Here is a 21,549-nt window from a genome sequence, read left to right on the forward strand (position 1 = left end):
TTCCTTGTATGTTCAATAACATCAAACAAGGAGATTTGCGCAATGTGGTGCCGCTATCACAACATTAGAAGGTGTTTGCAGCTACTCGCTGTTATCAGCTTAGTAGTGAGCGCTAACTCGGCCTACGCGCAAGACAACAAAGACAAACCTAAGCCTGAAGACCAAGATAAAATTGAGCAGCCCATGCTCGATAGTATGCGCAGCGGCATTCACTCTACCGTAAGTTCCACGGCGGCTTGGCTCGATTCCTTCTTCACCGACAAAGTGAATCCTGAAGATTACGAAGATGTTTACGGCAGTTTCAGTATTCGCCCCGAATGGGATGAGTACGACGGTTGGGATATTGACTCCAGCTTTCGTGCACGAGTGATTCTGCCCCATGCCGAACGGCGTTTTTCTGCCATGGTTGGACGTGGCGACTTCGATGATTTTATCAACGACCAACAAGCCACTCGTCCCACTGTCATCCAACGCGACGATAGTGATGAAGAGTGGATGGTGGGACTTGGTTTTGACCCGATGATTGACGAGCAGCACAAACTCTCATTTGGTGCTGGCTTGCGCGGAGGCATCAATGCCGACCCCTACGTCCGTGCTCGTTATCGATTCGACAGTGTGATCAATGACCGCAGCGAGTTGCATTGGCAAACGGTCGGCTTTTGGCGCGATAGCGATGGCTTTGGTATCGCCCAGACCATCGAACATGATTTCGTATTAAGTGAAAACTGGTTCAATAAATTCTGGGTTCGCGGCACCTTTGCCGAACGCACCGAGGGTGTGCGCTGGCATGCCTCAGAAAAAATCTATTATTTGTACGATTACGAGCGCGCACTTGGTGCCGAGCTATGGTGGTACGGCGAGACAGAAGCCGAAGTTCCATTACAAGATTATGGTCTGCGCGGCTTGCACCGATCACGTTTCTTGCGCGATTGGTTGTACTTAGAAAGTTGGATCGGACTCCATTATCCGCGCGAGCGCCTCGATGAATCCCGTGGCCCCCGTTGGCTAGTCGGCATTGAGCTCGAAATGCTGTTCGGTAACTGACTACCACCACTGCAAAGCCGCGCCAACACTGCGCAAGCCCAAACCTATCGCCACCACCACCACTGCAACTGCTGCAACGTTCTGCAGCAAACTATTACGATGCTCACCAAGGCGTTGCTGATTACAGGCCCACAATAAAAACAGCGCCATAATGGGTAATAACAAGCCATTCGCTACTTGCGCGAACATAATCACTTCGACCGGACGTATACCAGCCGACGCAATCAGCGTGCCAATCGCTATGATGGCAAGCCAAGTGATGCGAAACGGCCAACTCTTTAATTGCCCACCATAACCTAGAATACCACTTAAAGCATAAGCTGAAGCGAGCGGAGCGGTGAGCGACGACGATAGTCCAGCTGCAAATAAACCAATGCCCATGAGCCACGTCGCTCCTTCACCAGCGACAGGTCGCAACGAAGCACTGAGGTCTGCGGCACCTTCAAGTTGAACAGCTTGACCAAAGAACGCGGCAGCAGCGGTCGACACAATCGCAATGGAGATGAGTCCACCTAATGGAATCGACACCACCAAATCGCCACGGGCCCTTGGTAAATCCTCTGCGCCACGCCATTTTTGCGCTGAGCTCGCAGCGTGTAAAAACAAGTTATACGGCACTACCGTAGTGCCGATCAATGCCACCACCGTTAGCAAACTTCCGCTGGGAATAGACGGAATAAATAAGCCACTAAAGAACGCTGACCAATCCGGTTGCACTAGCAAAAAACTCGCAATGAAGGCGAAGCTCATCAGCATGACCAAGCCAATCAGGACCCGCTCAAGCAATTGGTAATTACCGCTCCAGAGCAATAACGCAGCCAAGACACCCAGAATTAAAGGTAACCAGCTCGCAGCACTTCCTATCAGTGCTTCAACACCCAAGCTTGCGCCGCTTAAGTTACCGCCTTGATAGACGCTGTTACCAATGACCACAGCGCTGATCACCAGTGCCATTGCCGTCCAACGTATAGCAGGTCGTTGAATTTGCTCGCGTATGGCCTCCCCCAAACCTTGTCGAGTTACCACCCCGAGCCGCGCTGCCATCTCTTGTAAGATCAACGTGGCGATGACTGAAAATGCCAACGCCCATAACAGTGCGTAGCCAAAATTCGCTCCCGCGAGTGACGCGGTGACCACCGTTCCAGGACCAATGAATGCTGCTGCCACCAGCGCTGCAGGACCTAATTGAAAATTTCGCCAGTTCATTTTTTCTTCTCTTTGTTCGCTTGGCTGCTCTCAACTATACTGTTGAGTATTGAAACATGATTTGGGTAAGGGCACATCAATAGCATGGACACCGTTTATCAAGCAAGTATGGCGACGCCTCTCGGACCGTTATGCATCACCTGTAATTCGCAGGCTGTAACTTCCATTGAGTTCACCGACAAGCCCACCTCGATCGATGACGATGTGCCGTTGCTTGCGCAAGTCAAACGCGAGTTACAGGAGTATTTTTCCGGTTCCCGAATAGTGTTCGAATTTCCGTTGCAACCGCAGGGTACTGAGTTCCAGCAAAAGGTATGGCAGGCGCTGCGCGGTATCGAGCATGGCCAACTAGCCAGTTATGGCGAAATTGCCAAACGTATTGGCTCGCCCAAAGGCATGCGCGCGGTCGGCATGGCGAATCGCAATAACCCAGTGGCGATTGTGATTCCATGTCATCGCGTAATTGGTGCGAACGGCACCCTCACCGGTTATGCCGGAGGACTTGATAAAAAGGCTTGGTTACTGGAATTAGAAGGGAGTGCCGATCGCCTGCGTCAATCAACCTCGTAATAGCGACGCATAATAGCCACTTGCTCAGTAACTTGCTGACGCAAAGCTTCCGGCTCTAACACTTCGATACGCGCACCATAACTTAACAGCCAAGCAAGAAGTTTATCTGTATGCGCTACTTCTACTGTGAGCAAAATACCTTCGCCGTTAGTTTTTAAGCGCTGCGTTTCGTTTAATGGAAAGGATTCAAAGTGCGACTTCAATTCAGCATCACATCTTAGCTCGAGTTGCACAGTTTCAAGCGCACCGTCTTTGGCACTATCATTACCGTTCTGCTGCGTAGTGCGCTCTAACATGATGCTGGGAACTAAAGGTGCGATGGCTGCATCACTCATCAAGCTCCAACCGAAAGGCTTATTGCGCTCGTCGGTGGTGAGTGGGAATACCTCGGACAACTCAATCAGATTGCGCTGTATCGTTCGTACGCTTACGTCTACCCCTTGTTCAGCGAGTCTTTCACGCAGCGTATTCACATCAATCTTTTGTGGTTGCTTTGGTATATGACGCAACATTAACAAGTAGCGCAGTACCGTTTGCATGTGTTTGAACTCCGTTTCTACTTCAGTGTTGTCTTAAGCAAAGTTACACCCGACCTGCGACATGTCATGTCGCAGCATGTCTAATTTGTAAAATAAAAGCAAACTTTCAGTATCTTGACACTTTGCCGCCCAAATACTGTCTAAAATTGGTACAATGTCCATATCATTGAAACGGAGGTAGCGACAATGAACCGTTTAATTACATTACTTGTTTTGGGTATCAGTTTAGCCATGCCATTGGCAGCTCATGCGCAAAGCGATGAAAAGAAAGAAGACACCAAAACTAGCGCCGAACAGCGTAAAGAAGAGCTGCGTGAAAAGATGAAAGCTGAGCATGAAGCAATGAAAGCTGAACGTGAAGCACAACGCGCGGCACTGAAAGACGAAGAAAAAGACGCAAAGAAAGACAAAGACAGTAAGAAGAAAAAAGATAACGGCGATAATTGGTAATTCGAGATCCAGTCCTGAAAGTACTTTGCCGGTCTGTTATGGGCCGGCTTTTTTTTAGGAAATCCTAAAAACTTCCGCTACACTGACTGCAGAACAACAATAACAATAACAATAACAACAACGCTATGTCAGCTGAAACAACCCATCAAGTTGCGGTACCTGAAACCACGACCGTGCCTACAGAAAACACCGCCCAGCGCTGCAAAAATTGCGACAGTGAACTATTAGGTGAATTTTGTCATATCTGCGGCCAACAAGATCGTCATTATATTCGAAGTATTTTTGCGGTTGTTGGCGATCTTATGGGCGAGATTAGTCATTGGGATTCACGCTTTTATCGCACCATGATCGCGCTCTTCATGCGTCCAGGATTTCTAACGCAAGAGTTTGTCAAAGGGCGCCATGCCTCCTATGTACCACCATTGCGCTTGTATTTTTTCGTTTCATTATTTTCGTTTTTGATTCTGACTTCGCTCATCGACTTTACCCAGATTAACACCACCGACGAACTGACTGACGAGCAAAAAGTAGCGACCGAACAAGCTCTCACGCAGGCACAACAAGAATTAGATGAACAGCAGATTACCGCGCCCGTCCCAGTGCCTACGATTCCCATCGACACTTCTGAAAATTTGGGTGACCTTACGATTTCAATGCCATTTGCCACGCCCGAACAACAAGCGATGATCGAAGAAAAGGTCAAATATCTATTAGAAAACCCGAAATTATTGGTGCAGCGTTTAGTGTCGCTTGCACCGCAGATGATGCTGCTCATGCTGCCATTTTGGGCTCTGTTTTTGAAACTAATGTACCCATTTTCAGGGCGATTTTATCTTGAGCATTTAAGCGCTGCACTACACACTCATGCGTTCCTCTTGCTCTCGCTGAGTATTCTCACCGTTCTCAGTCGTGGATCGGATTATGTAACCTCTGTTACTGGCTGGCTGATAGTCAGCGATGTGGTTGATTGGATTGAGAATATCCTGCTAGTCTGGATGATCAGCTATATGCTTTTTACACAAAAAATCGTTTACGGACAAACGTGGGGTTGGACATTAACTAAGTTCGCACTGTGTGGTATTGGCTATACCTTGTTACTCACAACTGCCTTTATTTTGATGGTTTTCATCGGTATTTTAACTGCTTAGAGAGGATACTTTGCACGCACAGCTACCGCTGGTTTTGATCCCCGCTTATCGTCCTGACCATCGTTTGATGAACGTCATAGACGAACTTCTTACGCAAGCTGATGCATTTGCGGGCATTATCGTAGTTGATGACGGCAGCCCAGATAAAACCGTTTTTGCAGAAGCAAAATCCAGATCTGGTGTAACAGTCCTCAGTCATGCAAAAAATCAAGGCAAAGGGGCGGCACTCAAAACTGGCATGCGCTGGGTAACCGAAAACGCGCCTGAGAGTATTGGGGTAGTTACCGCAGACGCTGATGGGCAGCATTTACCGAAAGACGTTGTGGCGGTCGCAAAAGCTTTTACCCAACACCCAAATGCATTATGGCTAGGCAGTCGTAATTTCAAGCAGAAAGGTGTGCCGTTTCGCTCTTGGTTAGGTAACAATTTTGCGCACGCAACCTTCCGTATAGGACTTAGAATCGATATTCCGGATACACAAACTGGCCTACGAGGTGTTCCCCGACAACTTTTCGACGACCTTTTGGCATCAGATAGTAATCGTTTCGAATTTGAACTCGATATGCTGATTATTGCGAAACGCCACGAGTTACCATTTGAGAGTCTTGAAATTACGACAGTTTATGAAAAAGGTAATAAAAGCAGTCACTTCAAGCCGTTGACCGACTCAGCGATCATTTATAAGAAGTTTCTCAAATTCTCGGGGGTTGGTATTGCTTCTGCGGCGCTTGATTACGGGCTTTTCGCACTTATTTACGGCTTCACCGGTGAGATCTTACTTGCCATTGCCTTGGCGCGACTGGCGTCCGGTATTTTTAATTTCAGCATGAACCGACAATGGGTATTTGGCAAAGGCGGCTCGCTTAGTCGCGATGCAACCCACTACACGTTGCTGGCAGGAACCTTGGTACTACTCAATTACGGGCTTACCAAGGGACTGATGTGGCTCACTATCTCGCCCTTTATTGGCAAACCCGCAGCAGAAGTTATCGTCTTTTTGCTAAGTTATCGACTGCAGAAAAAGTTGGTCTTTCGCAGTGCATAAAGGGCTTATTTCAGGCGCTTTATGCCCATCATCCGTAAACCAACTTTTTCATACACTGGCTCGCTAGTACCCATTTTTACTTTAAACATAAAGTATTTTTCGAAGGCGACTTTAGCCCAATGCACCCAACGGCCAGAACCGGTCCAGTTACGATTGCGCGGCGGATTCTGTGGTACTGCCAGGAAGGCCGCACCAGTATTTCCCATATCCGCTAAACACAAAGCGCTCAACGTCGGCTCAACCCATGCCTCACTACCGTTAATACTAGCTTTAATGTTCGTCACTATCGCTGATGTCATGGATTCAATCATTAAGCCAGTTTTTGGCGCTCCGACTGGAACAGGCGTTTCTTCGATCGGTGCGATTGCAACACAGACACCTGCCGCATAAATCTCTGGATAAGCCTCAGCACGCTGAAAGGTATTGGTTTTCACAAAGCCTTTTGGATTACATAGGTTAGGCACTTCCGCGACGGCTTCAGAGCCTTTGAAAGCGGGCAAGAACATGGCCAAGTTGAACGGCATTTGTTGCGTTGATTTCACGTTGCCATCGTCGTCAACCAGTTCAACATGGGCTTCCGTCTCGGTGAACTCGGTAACTTTAGCGTTGCATATCCATTTGATACCATGTTCGCGGAATTTATGCTCCATCAGTCCTTTCGAATCGCCAACGCCGCCAAGCCCCATATGACCGACATACGGCTCAGGCGTCACAAAGGTAATTGGGACTTTGTCACGAATCTTCAGCTTACGTAATTCATACTCCAGTGACAGCACGTATTCATAAGCTGGCCCGAAACAACTTGCGCCAGGCAAAGCACCGACTAACACCGGACCTGGATTTTCGATCAGTGCCTTGTATGCATCATGCGCCTTCACCGCATGATCAACGGTACAAATGGATTGGGTGTGGCCACCTTCTGGGCCTGCTCCCGGGATATTCTCAAAGGCTAAGCGTGGACCCGTACACAACACTAGATAGTCATACTCAGACTCACTGCCATCACCAAGCGAGAGCTTACGCTGCTCTGCGTCTATGTGTTTGATCCCCGATCCATTGAAAGTGATTTTATGCTTCTTAAAGATCTCGTTAATCGGCATGACAACTTGGTCGCGCGTACGTGTACCCAATGCAACCCATGGATTGGAAGGTACAAAATTAAACTCGTCACCTTCGCCAACTACCTCAATTTCGACGTCTTTGGGAAGCTCTTCACGCAATTCAAAAGCGACAGACACACCACCGAGTCCAGCACCAGCAACAATAACCTTAGTCATATTCACCTCATTATTTTAGCTATACCTAAAATATGATAGATGAACTTTATTTCGTCAAGCGCTAAAACAAAGTTCATGAGGAACTAATGTAACTAACTGCCAAAATTTCTTTCCGCGGGAACACAAAGTTGTTCAGATTCAAAGTTTTTCAACGCACGTTGCAACTCTTCTTGAAATTTATCGCGAAAATCATCGGGCCCAATAATCTTCAAATAGGCGGCACGAGCAAGTAACCATTGCACCAAGTTTAAAGTATAGGGCACGGTCACGCGCAGTAACCGACAATGAGGCTGGTCGGCAAGCTCTAGCAATTCTTGATCTTCACCTAAGGGCGCATCTTCTATTTCACGACGAATTGAATTAAATACCACAGCTTCGAGCTGAAATGGGTCACCAAAACGATAGGCCAACGCGCCACTTGCAGCATAAGTATCGAGATCAAAGTCACCCACGCGAGCATCTTCGGTCACCACTTCACGCACTTCACTGATGCGTGAAAACGGTAGCTGTCGCACGCGATCATTGCTGTGGTCGCGGACAATCAGGTAGGCCACCGCGCCGCGATAAAACACCGCCAGCGCCGTCGCACGAATGACTTGTGCTGGATCGCCCTGATGCGGATGGTAATGTAGACGGATCGCCACCTGTCGCAAGGCAACATCAAGCAATCGCTGACTTTGCTCGTTGGCAAGTTCTGGTCCCACTAGACGATGAGAAGCAGCGCTCACTTTGACGCGTTTTAACCAAAGCGACGCCGTGGTGTTGCGACTGGCTAACTGTTCCCGCGCGCGCTCAAACAAGCTTTGCACCGGCGCAAACACCGTCATGGGTCCTAATTGGTTCAGTTGCTGCTCAGCAATTACTAACGCTAGCGCCACTGGATCTTCAAGCTCCAAGAGTTTCTCAAAGTCTTGTTGCGCCAAGTTCCAGACATCGGCAGCATTTACAGCTTCACGTTCTTCGCGATAAAGACCAAAATGCCCTTCGAGGTCTTCGAGATTGCGCTGTAAAGAACGGCGCGAAACCTGTGCTAAGCCTTTCTCTTGCAGATAGGCTTCGAGCTCTGCCACCGTGCGTGGCCGCTCGTACAGTGCTAATAACATGTAAATACAGCGGATCGTTAGGCTCTCGCCCTTAGTGGTATGTCCTTCCATTGTGCGTTTCCATGTATACTAGGTGGAATCTTGATGCTACTGACGAATAGCTACGAAAGTCAAAATTATGTTATAGTTAGCGCATCTGACGTTAGGAACAATTATGCACGATATCGAAGCTTCAACCACCTCAGCCGCACCCTTACCCAAGTTACCGGGCATGTATTTGCGCTCTCTGTTTACGGTGGCGCGTCAAGACGTTGCCACTGCTGAGGCAACTGAACTCACCGGCCAGTATCAAGCTCCGGCGCTTACGGCTGCGCAAGTAGGTCGTTACAAGGATGCGTTTGGCGGCTTTGTGAGTGAGGTACCCCTGACTTTGATGTATTGCCTAGCTCAGCGTGTTCATTTAGCGCAAATGCTCGAAGACAGCTTCCCTTGGCCAGCGCCTGGCTTAGTCCATGTGAGCAATGCATTGGAGCAACACACCCCCATTCAACTCGGTGAAGACTTTGTCATCGATGCCCACATCAAATTACCCGCGCGCGGCCCAAAAGTTTCACCACGGCGGTTACGCCCAGTGTTTACGGTCACGTTTTGGCAGGGCGATGAAAAAGTTGTGACCTGCGTGAGTGAGTATCAGGTGATGCCGAAGAACCAACCTAAACCGGCAAAACCGCGTGAAGCAAAAGTTGCAGAAGCACCCAATGATGATTGGCAAGCACTCCCTGAGTGGCGACTTGAAGCGGCTGAAGGTCGCGCTTATGCCAAACTTTCCGGTGACTTTAACCCGATTCACTTGCATCCGTTGCTGTCGCGTTGGTTTGGTTTTGAACAGCCGATCATTCATGGCATGTATATGGCCGGTCGTGCGCATGCGGAAATTGAACGCAAGCATCAACAATCGATCCAAAAGATTGATGTGAACTTCAAACGCCCTGTGCCGATGCCCGCAATCATTCAATTGTGGGAGCAGTGCACCGACGATACCGCAGGGCGTTATCAGGTGTGTGGCGCTGAAGACAATCTCCAGCGCCTTGAGGGGCGTTTTACTCTCGCTCGCTAGCACCACTCAACGTTAAGGTTTCAATCGCTGCTGCAGCAATGTCGTCATTGTGGAAATGCAATGGACGCAGCTGTGGCTGTGATGAATACAATAACGTTTGATCAAGGTAATGGTCTGAGTTGCTATCGGAGGCCTGTGAGTAGGTCAATAAGCCATTGGCAACCGGTCCGTCTGCAGTAAATTCCAGCGCAAACATCCAGCTTGAACCATAGGTAATGTGGTAACCGCCTGCAGCGGCGCTCAAATCAGAGCCAGGCAAGAGCGGATAGGTATGGCGCGGTAATACGGTGCCATCGTTACCCATGTTGCTGCGGAAGACGTTGAAGCCACCTTCGATGTTGTTCGCGCCACCCCAAGGTAAACGCACACCGGACGGCATACCGTTTGGCAAACTACGTTCAACAAATTGAACTTCACCCAGCGCTGCATCGGCGGCCAAACCGGCGGTCTCGATACGCGCTTGCGCAGTCGCAAGTTGCTGCAACACGGTCTCATTCGCTAACAAGGTATTCGGTGTCGCCGTGGGTTGTGCTGGGTCGTAAGCATTTACCCATTGCGGATTACGCCGAAACTCGGTGGCGAACTCACGGAACAGCATTGCACCAACGCTATTCAAGTTCATGCGTCCATCGAAGGCTGCTAATGCCGCACAACTTGCTGAAATATCCACACTTGCATCGCCAGCAATGCTGACTGGCGTGGTGCCACGCGCATCGCAATGCGCGACCAGATCAGCTAACACTTCTTCCGCCAGCCATGCACGATTCCCAATCAGTCGTTCGACTAGGTCTTCACGGGTGAACTTGCCATCTACCGAACCACCCTCAGCAAGCATTTTCTGTGCCATTCGTGAGCGATACGACTGCTGATTACCCACCGGTCCCCACAACGGCGAGACACCAGTGATGGGCGCCGCTGGATTGGTTAGCCAATAGCTATCATTGGAGTTCTGAACGAAGTCGCTGCGCTCCAGTTGCGGCGCTTCGCTAAATGGCACTGTACCTTGCGGAATAAAGCCGCTGTCATCACCCGGGAAGATAAACAATCCTGCTTGTTGCGATAAGCCCTGATACAGCGGATTCTCTGCCCATGCGGCAATAGCATCTGGACGAATATTCGGTACCGAAGAGCCGTCGGTAAAGAAGGTATTACCGTCTTTATCGACCATCATGGCGTTGTTAAATACGGTGCCAGTATTATCGACAAAAGTTTGTTTATACGAATCGATACCATCCGCCAAATTCATACTAAGCCAGTGATCAAACAACTCGTAGTTCGGCAAGTTGGCATCAAATAACGCGTAAGCCACTTGTTGACCGGTTACCGGATCAGTGCCCCAAGGCAGTGCATTCGGAATCACGATAATTGGGCCAAACTCGCTGTGATAGCTCGAACGCTGCAAGGTCATAAAGGTACCAGGACCGGTGGCAACTTCAATTTCGTGTTGCTTGCGCGTCATCGCGACTGGCTCACCATCGAGTAGATAGGTTTTTCCTTCACTATCGTTGGTATCGAGCGTGAGGCGATGCACGGTAAAGCGTGATGCAGTCGAGAAGGTATGAGTCCAAGCGACATTCTCGTTGAAACCGATATTGACGATACCCGGCATGCCCGATAGCGAGCCGCCAACTACCTTCATTTCACCCGGAATCTCAACACCAAACTGCCAAAAGCGCTGGTTGCCGCTGTGTGGAAAGTGTGGGTTAGCAATCAACATACCTTGCCCGGTTGCACTTAAATCTTTACCGATGGCCCAACCATTGGAGCCCGCTTCAGTTGGGTTGGTATCAGGCACTTCACTATGAAGTTCGGCAATCGGCGCCAGTGACATGGCTTCACCCGTTGCTTTATTGGTCGCGCCAGCATTTTGTTGCGGTGGCACAGCCAAGAATAACGGGCCCGTAAAGTTGGCGGCGCCGGGCAACAAGGCCACACCTTGCGCATAGGTCATCAAATCAATCGGGGTGATCGGTTGCACCCAAGGTTGTCCAGCACATGCAGGCGCAATATTGTCGACCCCAGTATCGGCGAGATAGCGGTTATAGCCTGCTGCATAGCCGGTGATGATAGCTTGTGCTTCTTCACTGATTTGACTGAAACCCTGTTCCGCGTTGTCGCGAATGCCTAAAGCTAAGTAACCAAAATCGTTGAGAATATTGTCAGAGTCACCACTGCCCGGCACACGGTCTGGGCCGAAATACATGGCGCGCTTCGAGTTAAATTTGATGATTTGATCAGCAAGAATACAAATGTTGTCACGAGCAAACGCATAACCAACGCCGTAGCCGATACTCTCAAGGTTTTCCGCATTGACGTAAGGCACGCCATAATCGGTCCACGTAATGTCTGCTTCCAAAGTACCATCTGGATCGAAAGTCACTAAACCCTCAGGCTCGGGATTGGTAACGACAACCTCGTCGACTGGGTCTGGGTCATAGCCGTCGCCACAACCGGCAAGCGTAAAAATACTTAGTGCGATAGCGGTGGGCAGCCATGCACGCTGGAAAGTTGGTTTTGCCATAGCGTTTACCTGTTATTTTTATTTGAAAAGGTTGTTGCAGTATGGCTGCCCATTGCGGGTCTCGCAAGTCGCTTTAGACTAATGGCTTTTGTCGCAAACTCTTCACATCGCCGCGTTTTTTCTTGCCTTCAATGCGGCGCTTCTTGGCTGCCAACGAGGGTTTGGTTGGAATCCGCTGTTTTGCTTGGCGCTGCACACTAGCGACCAACTCGATAAACTGTTCCAGGGCAAGTTCGCGATTTTGTAGCTGGCTACGTGTGCTTTGTGACTTGATGATGATTTTGCCACTAGCGGTGATGCGATGATCACTTTTTGCCAGCAAACGCTGCTTATAATAATCCGGCAGCGATGAAGCCTTGATGTCGAAGATCAACTGCGCGGCGGTCGCCACCTTGTTGACGTTCTGCCCACCAGCTCCACTCGAGCGAATAAACTGCCATTCGATTTCGTGCTCGGGAATGCTGACACGCTGAGATATCTGAATGTCACTCACGCTAAACCTCCAATCCGTTCGACACGGCGTTCGGTAGCTCTGATGACCAGTTCGGGCTGGGCAGCGATCAAAGTAAACTCCTGACTGGCTCGGGTAATCCCAGTATAGAGCAATTCCTTGGTCAGTATCGGCGCATCGCGATCGGGCATGACCACCACGGTATGGGTAAACTCAGATCCTTGCGATTTATGAATGGTCATCGCGAAGGCGGTCTCAATGTGCGCAAGTCGCGATGGCAACAACCAACGGAGCTTGCCGTTGTCACCCATAAAGAGTACCCGTAAGGACGCATCCTCAGGTCGCTTCACCACTAAGCCAATATCGCCATTACGCAAATCGAGACTGTAGTCGTTGTGGGTCACCATGACTGGGCGGCCAACGTACCAGTTATCGCGTTCCGTTTGTTCGGCGAATAACCATTGGGTGATCAGCTGATTAAAGTTATGCATCCCCCAGTCGCCCTCACGCAGGGCACATAGAACTTGAAACTGTTGTAGTTGCAACAATAGTTGCTGGCCCCAAGCGTCGGTGTCGGTCACCTGCTCCGCTTGGTCAAGTAAATCGAGCAAGGGTTGATAGCCTCGCTGTACCAGCCGCTTTACCTCGCTCTGTTGCGGTGTGGTCGCTGTTAACACGTGAATGTTAGCCATGGCTGGGTCGGCACTCGCCATGGCACTGGCATTGCGTAGCCAGTCTTGCAGCCAACGGGTTTCGCCGCGATTGATTTCGAACGCAAGTTTACCAATGCCTTTGCTGGCATCAAAACGCCGACTCTCGTGCAGCATCATAGTGTGTTGCAAATACGGCCACTGCGCAGCTCCGTGCGCATCAACAACCTGTTCAGGGAGTGCCGCTTGTTGCGTCGTTGCCAGCCAATGCGCCAGCTCTGGCGCATAATGCCCTGCTTGCGCATCAGCGCACAGTTGCCCCAAAACTGCACCGGCTTCGACTGACGCTAATTGGTCTTTATCGCCCAGTAAGATCAAGCTGGCATGCTCAGGCAGCGCTGCGGTAATCGCAGCAAGCATTTCGATATCGACCATCGAGGCTTCATCGATGATCAGAATATCGGCGACCAAGGGTTGCTGTCGGTTATGGCGAAAACTGCGGCTGTGCGGCCGGCTGCCGAGTAATCGATGCAGCGTTTCCGCATGGGCTTCGGGTAATTCGGCTTGATCGCGCGCCGGCAAATTAGCGCGCTCTTTGTTGATCGATTCCTGCATCCGCGCCGCTGCTTTACCGGTAGGTGCCGCGAGTCGAATACGCAAGGGTTCGGTGCCGCTGCGCTGTCGTTGCAATAACGCCAACAGCCTTACCACAGTGTAGGTTTTCCCCGTGCCGGGGCCGCCGGTAATAATGGTAAAACCGCTTCGAACTGCCAGCGCACACGCAAGGCGCTGCCAACTAAGCTTGTCAGTAGCACCGAATAAGTCGTCTAAGTCGCTCCGTAGCTGCTGTGGATCAATAGCGCGGGTTGTCGCCATGCGCGTGGCGAGATCCTGCTTAATTTGCTGCTCATAGTTCCAATAACGGCGCAGGTACAAGCGTTGCTCTTGCAAGACCAAAGGCGAATGTTGTTGATTGAGCGCCGCCGCTGCTTGCAGCTTTGCTGCATCATCAAGGGCGACCGAGCCTAGCAACGCGGTGATACCTAAACATTGCTGGCGACTCTCGGCTGACGCGTGCTCTGGTGGCAGTTGTAAGGTGTATTGCGGTTCGTGCTGCAATTGTTGCAGGTCCAAGCACGGATGACCACGACCGAGCTGGTGACTGACCAAGGCTCCGAGCAGCACAATTTCCGCCGCCTCACCTTTATTCGCGAGGTATTCGGCAAAGCTGAGGTCAATCGCCCGTAGCCAGCCATGTTGGTACCACTTGCGCAGTTCAGTGAGTACCTTCATGCGACCTCCTTGACGCTAAACAGTGGCGCCAATGCTTCAATTAGGGCCCGCGGTGGACGGTTGAAATACGCGCCAGCAGTGTCGGCTTCATTGCCACGTAAGAACAAATAAAGTGCGCCGCCCACATGGGTATCGTAGTCATAGTCTGACAAGCGCTCTCCCAGCAATTTGTGCAGTGCCAAGGTGTAAATCACAAATTGCAGGTCATAACGACTATCGAGAATTTTATCTTGCATCTTCTCGGCACTGTAGGCAGCGGCATCAGCGCCTAAATAATTGGATTTGTAGTCGGCTACGTAATATTTGCCCTGCCATTCGAACACCAAGTCGATAAAGCCTTTTAGCATACCTTGCAGGGTATTCGGCAGCAGCGCAGGACGAGCATGACCAGGTGCAATCGCGCCCCGCACCAAGTCGTCAAGTTCGCGCGTCGCAACGGCATTCGCTGGGAACCAAAACTCAGGTTCAGCTTGATAGTGTTGTAAATCGCACAAGCGCATTGGCGGTGTCCCCACAGCCAACTGAAATGGCGTCTGCAAATACTTGCCTAACCAGTCACTCAGCACTTGTTGATGTTCTTGCCATGGCGCTAGCTCACTGCGCTCATGCACAAATTGCTGCAGCGCTTGGTGGTCATGCGTCAGCTTGGCAAAGCCTTCAGCAGCTGCATCTTCAAGCAGGTTGTGCAAATAGGTGCCGGGCTTTGCCCCACGTGGAAACGCATGAATACTGTGCTGCTGTGGTAATTGCTCTAGAGTGCTGCGATCCTCGTAGCGTGCCTCAACAACATTGCTGGCATTTGCATCTTCACTGGTGTCAATGGTTTCAGAGGTACCGTAGCGCAGCGCACTGTAACTCGCGATCCACCATTGTGGGTAACGAAAGTCTGCAGGCATGCGGCAAACCTCGAGCGCCGCCTCAGTAGCTTGCGGCGGCGTGTACAGCGACTGTCCTTGCCACGCGGCGAGATCTTCAACCTCAGCAATTGCCGCAGCAGGCACTTCGCCATCGTCAACAAAGGGCACCGCAGCCAGTGTGCTGAGATCGCGCTCTGCAGCTTCGAATAGGTAGTTCAAAGCCGATTTCTCTTGGTGCTTAAACGGCACGACTCCAACAAAAGTAGCATACTGCGCGCGCGTTACAGCCACATAAAGCTTGCGTAGCTCTTCGGCGAAACGTTCCGCTAGTATCTGTTCTTTGACCTCGGCAGAATCTTCCATGGCCACTTTTAATTGCCCATCGCGATCATGATAACGACACGGAAAATTTACTTTGTCGCCGCGTGCCGCGCAGGCAAATGGCAAGAATACGAGTGGGTACTGCAAGCCTTTGGATTTATGGATAGTGACAATTTGCACTAGTTCAGCGTCACTCTCGAGCCGCACTTGGAGTTCTGCATTGCTGGCTTCGGAACCTTCGCGCGCTGCTTCGATGTGTTCGGCTAAGAACCGCAACAAACCATGCGTGCCCTCAACCAGCGTTGACTGCCGCTGCAATAATTCCGCCAAATGCAGATAGTCAGTGAGCTCACGCTCGCCATTCGGTCGCGCCAACAATTTTGCCGGTATCTCATAATCATGCAGCAATTGCTGCAAAGTCGTGAGGACACCTCGACGCTCCCACAGTTCATGATAATGGAAGAAATTCTGCACCAGCGCTTCCCAGTCTGCTTCGTTACTGCTGATTTGCTCAAGCTGCGCCAGCTCGAGACCGAGCAGCTGGCATCCCAGCACGGCACGCAAACGCCCGGGGTCTCGTGGTTGCGCACAGGCGCTCAGTAAAATGTAGAGATCTTCGGCGGTAGTGCCGGCAAATACCGATTGTCGATCAGACAGGTATACGCTTCCCACTTGGCGGGCACGTAAACTGTCACGCAACAACTGTGCTTCACGACCATTGTTGACCAATATGGCAATATCTTTCGGTTGTAGACGTTGTAATTGGTCGGTCTCCGAGTCATAAAACCCAGTGCTCGGGTCATTCAATAACCGCGTGATTTGCTCGGCAAACAACTCTGCGACATAACCTTCTAGATTCTTAGGTAAGCCATCATCATCGGTCAAGGTCGCCAACGCTAGCGCAGGAGCCGGTGATCCCCCGCGATAAAAGCGATGCGCTAAACCGTTGGCGCTGACTGGCACAAAGGGCAGCGGGTTGTCATCGCCCTGTTTAAAACAAAACGCGCCCTGATCAGTTGCCTCTGCCTGCGCAAACAACGCGTTACTTGCCGCCACCATGGCGGTCGTGGAGCGGAAGTTTTTCGCTAAGGTATGATGACGCCCGGCAGTGGCACGGCGCGCTTCAAGATAAGTGTAAATATCGGCGTTGCGGAACGAATAAATTGCCTGCTTCGGGTCACCAATCAAAAAGACACCATTGTCTTCGGGCGTTTCAGCAATCCGATAGATACGATTAAAAATCTCGTACTGCACTGGGTCAGTATCTTGAAACTCATCGATCATGGCGATGGGAAATTGCTGTCGCAACTGCGCTGCCAAGGAATCGCCTTGCGGCCCACGCAGCGCATCACGCAAGCGCGTCAACATGTCATCAAAACCAATCTCGGCACGTTGTTGCTGCAATTCACGGAAACGTTCGCGCAACCAACGCGCGCCATGCTCAAGAATTTGCTGCTGCGTATCAGGCAGTGCAGCATGAGCCTCTGCAAGCCGCTGCAACAGTCGTGGCAACGCCAATGCGTCCTCTGACAATGGTACTTTTGCAGCCTCTTGTAAGCCCTCCGGTTGCAAGCGATTCCAGCCTGCCTCAGGCAAGTCGGGCAACAGACTGGCGCTAGCAGGTGCCGACTCTAACTGTTGCAGCCATTGTTCGAGTTTTTGCAGCCAATTATTTAGCCAATCGGCCCGCAATTTACGCCCATTGACTTGCTTTTTGGCAAATACGCTATCGACAAAACTTACTTGGAACTGCGCATAGGCTTCGCGCCATAGCGACGCTCGGTGAAACTCATCACGCAACTGCTGCGCCTTGGTTAAAAATGCGTCTATCGCGGTTAACTCATCGGCCAAGCTGTCGAGGGGTACATGCATCAGTTCGCGACTGCGGCTGACCAAAGCCTCAGGGCTCGAGAACTGCTTGGTCATAAGTGTATAGGCGGCGAGTTCTTCACTGGTCTTATTGGCGATAAAGCGTCGCCAGTAATCCTGGGCGGCTTGCAGGTAAAGCTCACTTTGTTCTGTATTCAACACTTGATTAAAGAGACTACCACTGGCAAATGCATGCTCACTGAGCATACGATGACACCAACCGTGAATGGTCGACACTGCGGCTTCGTCCATTTGCTGGGCGGCAAGATCTAAATAGCGAGCTTGTTGCGGCCAGGTTTCAGCAGCATAGGCGTCACGCAAAGTGCGCAGAAAGCCATCGTCGGTAGCACAATCCCCACGGAAGAAGCTGGCGGCTTCTGCCAAGCGCGCGCGAATACGGTCGCGTAATTCTTGGGTCGCGGCATCGGTAAAGGTGACGACCAGAATTTCTTTGGGCAGGCGCATGCGCGCACCGGCCGAACTTTGCTGTGGATCACCAGCATCGTGACCCAACACTAAGCGCAGATACAGCGCGGCAATGGTGTAAGTTTTACCCGTACCTGCACTTGCTTCGATAAGATGACTCCCGCGCAACGGCAAGCGCAACGGGTCAAGTGCTTGAATAGGATCAGTCATCTGCGGTACCTCCATTCCCTTTCACCACATAGCTTACCAGTGGCAAGTAAAGCGCAAGCGCTGCCTCGTGTGCGAGTTCAGCATGCGTGCAAAGACTGGCAAAATCAGGATAAAAACGGCGCAGGTAGCGCGCCCGCTTGCGCAGAGCAACAGCACCTTTGTAGCGATCTTGCATATAGGTTTCTTCGGCTGCGGTATTTAAAAACTGCCCCTGCTGTTCGCGCACGGCATCAACACCGCCAGCCTTAAGCGCGTCTTGCCAACCGCTAAAGACTAATTCGCAGTGCAACGGTAAGGGTTGCTGTAAACCGCGTTGCGCCCAGTACAACACAGTCTGCATTAACTGTTCGGCAAGTTCTGTAGGCAAAGCCTCGAGCACCAGCGTACTCTCTACACTCACCACAAAGGTTCGATGCGGCGCCTGCGTGTTCAACAACAGATGTTCAAGCCATTGGCCGAGCAATTTTGCATAGCGTGGTGTGCCGTTTCGCTCGACAATTCGCGACGCTGAAACCACCCAGCGTGCCCGCTCACCGGCCGCATTGCAGCGAATTCCGGTAAAAGTTTCGACCAACGGCACCGGTTCGCTGCGACTTACGGTCAGGCGTGGGCAAACCTGGGGATAATCTTGCACAAGAGCCTCAGTTTGTTGCCAATAGCTTTCGCCGGCTTGGGTCAAGGTCGTCACTTGTGGTTGCCCTGCCGCACCCGTGCTGAGTTCACCTGCAGCTTGCAAATGCGTGACATAGCGCGTTAACCACTGGTGCCACTGGTCCGCGGATGTCTGCTGGGTCAGTGCTTCTTGCAGCGGCAACTGCATGCGATTGAGCAGTTGCCAACGGGTCAAACCATCAAGCGTGAACAGCTCGTGGTCATGATTCTCAATCCGCGTTTCAGGCAAATAGCTCTGCAGGCGCTGGGTTAAAAACCAACGTGCCGGTTCTTGTAAAAATTGGCCTAATTGACGCAAGGTCCACTCGCCTTCCAGCTGCATCGGCGGCAACGGCGTCAGCTCCGCGGCGACAGTCGGCTGTTGCTGGTGCAAACTTTGCCACTCATGGGCAAAGGTAAAGTAGCCTTGTGAGCTACTTTCGGCGCGGCGAAAATAAGCCTGATGAAAGCCCTGCATATGATGCTGCTCAGGCGCTTGCTCGTGCCCCAACTGCGCTAAATGATCACGTAATTGACTAACCAGAACCGACGGTGGCTGCTCGGTATTATCACGGATACTGCGGCCACACCAGCTAATCGAAAACCAGCGGCGGGCTGACAGTAACGCTTCGAGAAACAGGTAACGATCGTCTTCACGGCGCGAACGGTCGCCAGGGCGAACGTCGTTCGCCATCAAATCGAAATCAAATGGTTTGCGTTGGCGCGGGTACATACCGTCGTTCATGCCGAGCAAAAACACACCTTTGAATGGAATGGCGCGCATCGGCATTAGCGTGGCAAAATTGAGACTACCGGCTAGGAACCGTTGATTCAGTTGCTGTTCATCGACGCGCGATAACCAACTTTCCGTCACCACAGAAAGCGCCACCGGCTCACTGAAACCGCCTGCTTGCGTGGTTTCTAGCCAGGCGTGCAATTGTCGCTCAAGCTTATCGAGTAACAGCTCGTCGTGTTCGTCATGCGCGGCAAATAAGCGCTGCATCAGCTCTTGCAATTGTGCCGCCCAGATCTGTGGCGGGTGCTCTTGCACGCCGAGCGCAAAGGTGTCATCCAGCACTTGTAGAAGTTGTTGTAACGCACCAGCCGCGTTGGCACCGAGTCCGCCGACTTCTGGGTAGGGTACGTCACCAGCCCAAGTGGCATCAAAAGGTTCTGGCTCACCAATGGCGTAGCCCAGCAGCATCCGTCGCAAACCAAACGCCCAACTATTGCGCCCCGCAGCTGCAGGCAAGCCTAACTGCTCACGATGTTGCTCATGCAAAGCCCAGCGCACGCCTGCCGCTTGCAGCCAAATTTGTAATTGTTCTAAATCAGCTTCAGTTAAGCCCAAACGTTGTTGTAGTGCAGGAACTTGCAATAAATCGAGCAATTCGCTTGCGGTGGCGCGTTGCGCAGCGATATTCAGCACGTATTCAAGCGCCACCACCAAGGGTTGCCGATGGCGTGTGCCTTGGTCGCTAAGGGTAAATGGAATCGCCCGCGGGTCATCTTTACTGTAGCGACCAAACACGGCCTGAATATGCGGTGCGTAGGTGTCGATGTCGGGCACCATGACTATCAAATCACTAGGCTTGAGTTCAGGATCGGTGCAAAACAAGTGTAATAATTGGTCATGCAAGACTTCCACTTCGCGCTGCGGACTATGGCAACTCACCAACCGGATACTGTCATCAAGCGGCAATTGCTGCCACAACGGCTTGGCCTCAATCGGGCTGCGTAAATCTAAGATATCGTCTTGCAACTGCTGTAAGCGCGTCGTTATTTCGCCCGCAGCTTCATCGAACAAATCGAAGCGTAGCTGTGGATAACGTTCAGCTTGCTCCTCGGTGGCATCGAATTGATCCAGCATGGCGATGTAATCGCCGCCCTGCTTACCCCAAGATGCCAGCAGTGGATGGGTCTCAGTGTGTAGGTTGTCGATGCTCAGTTCGGCTTGTCCGGGTTTACGCTGTTGCCGTTTACGGCGCAACTCACGGACTAATTGACTGCCATCTACGCTGTCCACCCAGTAGTGCTGACATGGATTGTGGATACAGAGTACGACTTGGCAGCAACTCGACAAGGCATGTAACACTTCAACCATTTGCTCCGGCAAACTCGAAATGCCAAATACAATGATGCGCGGTGGCAGCGCTGCTGGACGCGTTTGTGGCGATAATTGCTGGGCTTTGGCGATAAAACGTTGGTGCAACTCGGCTCGGTCAGGCAGCGTTGTGGTACCGACATCGTTGAGGACTGCTCGCCATAAAATCGGCTGCCATGCTTGCTCGCCGCTTGCCTTCATCGCGCCACCCTGGGCCCAATCAGCGAGCCAATCAGCGCGATAAATTTGATATTGGTCGAACAAATCTGCGAGGCGCTCACACAATTGATACAGCTTGCGTTGTTGCCGATCGTCGGCAATGTAGCGCGCCAGACTGGCAAACTCCGGCTGTTCAACCAAATTCGGTAATAAGCGCATCAAGCGCCAGGTCAGACGATCTTTATCAAACGGTGAGTGCTTGGGCAAACTATCGCCGAGTACGGCGCGATAAGCGCGCCACTGAAAACGGGCCGGCAGTGTCACATCGAGCATAGCTGCGATACCTGTTGCCTCAGCCAGATGCCGCTTAAGCCACTGGGCGATGCCGTTCGACTGCACCAGCATGCATTCGCTTTCGAGCGGGTTGAGAGGAGCAATCCGTGTGAAGCGCACCACCAAATCGGTCAGCTCCTCTAACCTGTGGCTGTGGGCAACGATTAATCCTGCGTTTTTTTCACTCATTTGCTATCCTCTCCTTGCATGTGGATCATCCTACCCAATCATGCAGTGCTAGGCTAGCAACACCGCGCGACATTTG

Annotated in this window: 15 protein-coding genes; 6 read left to right on the forward strand and 9 right to left on the reverse strand. The window is 51.4% G+C overall.

Annotation, left to right across the window (positions count from 1 at the left end):
• Positions 1-42 precede the first annotated feature (42 nt).
• On the forward strand, positions 43-1,044 hold the full coding sequence (locus ACJ8W9_RS10000; RefSeq protein WP_411359566.1) for a hypothetical protein: 1,002 nt from the start codon (positions 43-45) through the stop codon (positions 1,042-1,044).
• Here the strand turns inward: ACJ8W9_RS10000 and ACJ8W9_RS10005 are convergent, their stop codons facing one another.
• Positions 1,045-2,250 (reverse strand): Nramp family divalent metal transporter, encoded by a 1,206-nt coding sequence (locus tag ACJ8W9_RS10005; protein ID WP_411360982.1) that lies wholly within the window; start codon positions 2,248-2,250, stop codon positions 1,045-1,047.
• Positions 2,251-2,334: 84 nt separating this feature from the next.
• Here ACJ8W9_RS10005 and ACJ8W9_RS10010 point away from each other — a divergent pair, with 84 nt between their 5' ends.
• Positions 2,335-2,820 carry a methylated-DNA--[protein]-cysteine S-methyltransferase gene (locus ACJ8W9_RS10010; protein WP_411359564.1) on the forward strand — a complete coding sequence of 162 codons (486 nt, stop codon included), beginning with the start codon at positions 2,335-2,337 and terminating at the stop codon, positions 2,818-2,820.
• On the opposite strand, the gene ACJ8W9_RS10015 is transcribed toward ACJ8W9_RS10010, so the two are convergent.
• Positions 2,805-3,359 (reverse strand): WYL domain-containing protein, encoded by a 555-nt coding sequence (locus ACJ8W9_RS10015; protein ID WP_411359563.1) that lies wholly within the window; start codon positions 3,357-3,359, stop codon positions 2,805-2,807. The genes ACJ8W9_RS10010 and ACJ8W9_RS10015 overlap by 16 nt on opposite strands.
• A 186-nt stretch (positions 3,360-3,545) precedes the next feature.
• On the opposite strand from ACJ8W9_RS10015, the gene ACJ8W9_RS10020 reads away from it, so the two are divergent.
• From ACJ8W9_RS10020 to ACJ8W9_RS10030, 3 genes are all read left to right on the forward strand, one after another.
• Positions 3,546-3,809 (forward strand): hypothetical protein, encoded by a 264-nt coding sequence (locus tag ACJ8W9_RS10020; protein ID WP_411359562.1) that lies wholly within the window; start codon positions 3,546-3,548, stop codon positions 3,807-3,809.
• Between the two features lie 125 nt (positions 3,810-3,934).
• Positions 3,935-4,957 (forward strand): DUF3667 domain-containing protein, encoded by a 1,023-nt coding sequence (locus ACJ8W9_RS10025; RefSeq protein ID WP_411360983.1) that lies wholly within the window; start codon positions 3,935-3,937, stop codon positions 4,955-4,957.
• Positions 4,958-4,967: 10 nt separating this feature from the next.
• Entirely contained in the window at positions 4,968-6,002 is a 1,035-nt protein-coding gene (locus ACJ8W9_RS10030; RefSeq protein ID WP_411360984.1) for a glycosyltransferase, read from the forward strand.
• 5 nt (positions 6,003-6,007) lie between these two features.
• Here ACJ8W9_RS10030 and ACJ8W9_RS10035 read toward each other — a convergent pair whose 3' ends face one another.
• Both ACJ8W9_RS10035 and ACJ8W9_RS10040 read right to left on the reverse strand, forming a co-directional pair.
• Positions 6,008-7,279, reverse strand: coding sequence for an NAD(P)/FAD-dependent oxidoreductase (locus ACJ8W9_RS10035; RefSeq protein ID WP_411359559.1), 1,272 nt, complete (start codon positions 7,277-7,279; stop codon positions 6,008-6,010).
• 92 nt (positions 7,280-7,371) lie between these two features.
• The gene (locus ACJ8W9_RS10040) at positions 7,372-8,433 is read right to left on the reverse strand and encodes a helix-turn-helix transcriptional regulator (RefSeq protein WP_411359558.1); all 1,062 of its coding nucleotides are present in this window, start codon (positions 8,431-8,433) and stop codon (positions 7,372-7,374) included.
• A gap of 103 nt (positions 8,434-8,536) precedes the next feature.
• Here ACJ8W9_RS10040 and ACJ8W9_RS10045 point away from each other — a divergent pair, with 103 nt between their 5' ends.
• The gene (locus ACJ8W9_RS10045) at positions 8,537-9,439 is read left to right on the forward strand and encodes a MaoC family dehydratase (RefSeq protein ID WP_411360985.1); all 903 of its coding nucleotides are present in this window, start codon (positions 8,537-8,539) and stop codon (positions 9,437-9,439) included.
• Here the strand turns inward: ACJ8W9_RS10045 and ACJ8W9_RS10050 are convergent.
• From ACJ8W9_RS10050 to recC, 5 genes are all read right to left on the reverse strand, one after another.
• Positions 9,423-11,960 (reverse strand): penicillin acylase family protein, encoded by a 2,538-nt coding sequence (locus tag ACJ8W9_RS10050; protein ID WP_411360986.1) that lies wholly within the window; start codon positions 11,958-11,960, stop codon positions 9,423-9,425. The genes ACJ8W9_RS10045 and ACJ8W9_RS10050 overlap by 17 nt on opposite strands.
• A gap of 73 nt (positions 11,961-12,033) precedes the next feature.
• The gene (gene arfB / locus ACJ8W9_RS10055) at positions 12,034-12,453 is read right to left on the reverse strand and encodes an alternative ribosome rescue aminoacyl-tRNA hydrolase ArfB (RefSeq protein WP_411359555.1); all 420 of its coding nucleotides are present in this window, start codon (positions 12,451-12,453) and stop codon (positions 12,034-12,036) included.
• The gene (recD, locus tag ACJ8W9_RS10060; protein WP_411360987.1) at positions 12,450-14,354 is read right to left on the reverse strand and encodes an exodeoxyribonuclease V subunit alpha; all 1,905 of its coding nucleotides are present in this window, start codon (positions 14,352-14,354) and stop codon (positions 12,450-12,452) included. The genes arfB and recD overlap by 4 nt, the downstream gene beginning before the upstream one ends.
• Positions 14,351-18,037, reverse strand: a complete 3,687-nt coding sequence (recB, locus tag ACJ8W9_RS10065) for an exodeoxyribonuclease V subunit beta (RefSeq protein WP_411359553.1) — start codon at positions 18,035-18,037, stop codon at positions 14,351-14,353. The genes recD and recB overlap by 4 nt, the downstream gene beginning before the upstream one ends.
• Positions 18,030-21,473: an exodeoxyribonuclease V subunit gamma gene (gene recC, locus ACJ8W9_RS10070; protein ID WP_411360988.1), complete on the reverse strand. Its 3,444-nt coding sequence runs from the start codon at positions 21,471-21,473 to the stop codon at positions 18,030-18,032. The genes recB and recC overlap by 8 nt, the downstream gene beginning before the upstream one ends.
• Positions 21,474-21,549: the final 76 nt, after the last annotated feature.

The organism is Pseudidiomarina salilacus (genome assembly GCF_047323925.1).
In the GTDB taxonomy this organism is placed as follows: Bacteria; Pseudomonadota; Gammaproteobacteria; order Enterobacterales; family Alteromonadaceae; genus Pseudidiomarina; species Pseudidiomarina salilacus.

Excerpts from the sequence above, each read along its gene's own strand:
- ACJ8W9_RS10000 (WP_411359566.1), top strand. The coding sequence starts at position 43 with ATGTGGTGCCGCTATCACAACATTAGAAGGTGTTTGCAGCTACTCGCT.
- ACJ8W9_RS10005 (WP_411360982.1), bottom strand. The coding sequence starts at position 2,250 with ATGAACTGGCGAAATTTTCAATTAGGTCCTGCAGCGCTGGTGGCAGCA.
- ACJ8W9_RS10010 (WP_411359564.1), top strand. The coding sequence starts at position 2,335 with ATGGACACCGTTTATCAAGCAAGTATGGCGACGCCTCTCGGACCGTTA.
- ACJ8W9_RS10015 (WP_411359563.1), bottom strand. The coding sequence starts at position 3,359 with ATGCAAACGGTACTGCGCTACTTGTTAATGTTGCGTCATATACCAAAG.
- ACJ8W9_RS10020 (WP_411359562.1), top strand. The coding sequence starts at position 3,546 with ATGAACCGTTTAATTACATTACTTGTTTTGGGTATCAGTTTAGCCATG.
- ACJ8W9_RS10025 (WP_411360983.1), top strand. The coding sequence starts at position 3,935 with ATGTCAGCTGAAACAACCCATCAAGTTGCGGTACCTGAAACCACGACC.
- ACJ8W9_RS10035 (WP_411359559.1), bottom strand. The coding sequence starts at position 7,279 with ATGACTAAGGTTATTGTTGCTGGTGCTGGACTCGGTGGTGTGTCTGTC.
- ACJ8W9_RS10040 (WP_411359558.1), bottom strand. The coding sequence starts at position 8,433 with ATGGAAGGACATACCACTAAGGGCGAGAGCCTAACGATCCGCTGTATT.
- ACJ8W9_RS10045 (WP_411360985.1), top strand. The coding sequence starts at position 8,537 with ATGCACGATATCGAAGCTTCAACCACCTCAGCCGCACCCTTACCCAAG.
- ACJ8W9_RS10050 (WP_411360986.1), bottom strand. The coding sequence starts at position 11,960 with ATGGCAAAACCAACTTTCCAGCGTGCATGGCTGCCCACCGCTATCGCA.
- recD (WP_411360987.1), bottom strand. The coding sequence starts at position 14,354 with ATGAAGGTACTCACTGAACTGCGCAAGTGGTACCAACATGGCTGGCTA.
- recB (WP_411359553.1), bottom strand. The coding sequence starts at position 18,037 with ATGACTGATCCTATTCAAGCACTTGACCCGTTGCGCTTGCCGTTGCGC.
- recC (WP_411360988.1), bottom strand. The coding sequence starts at position 21,473 with ATGAGTGAAAAAAACGCAGGATTAATCGTTGCCCACAGCCACAGGTTA.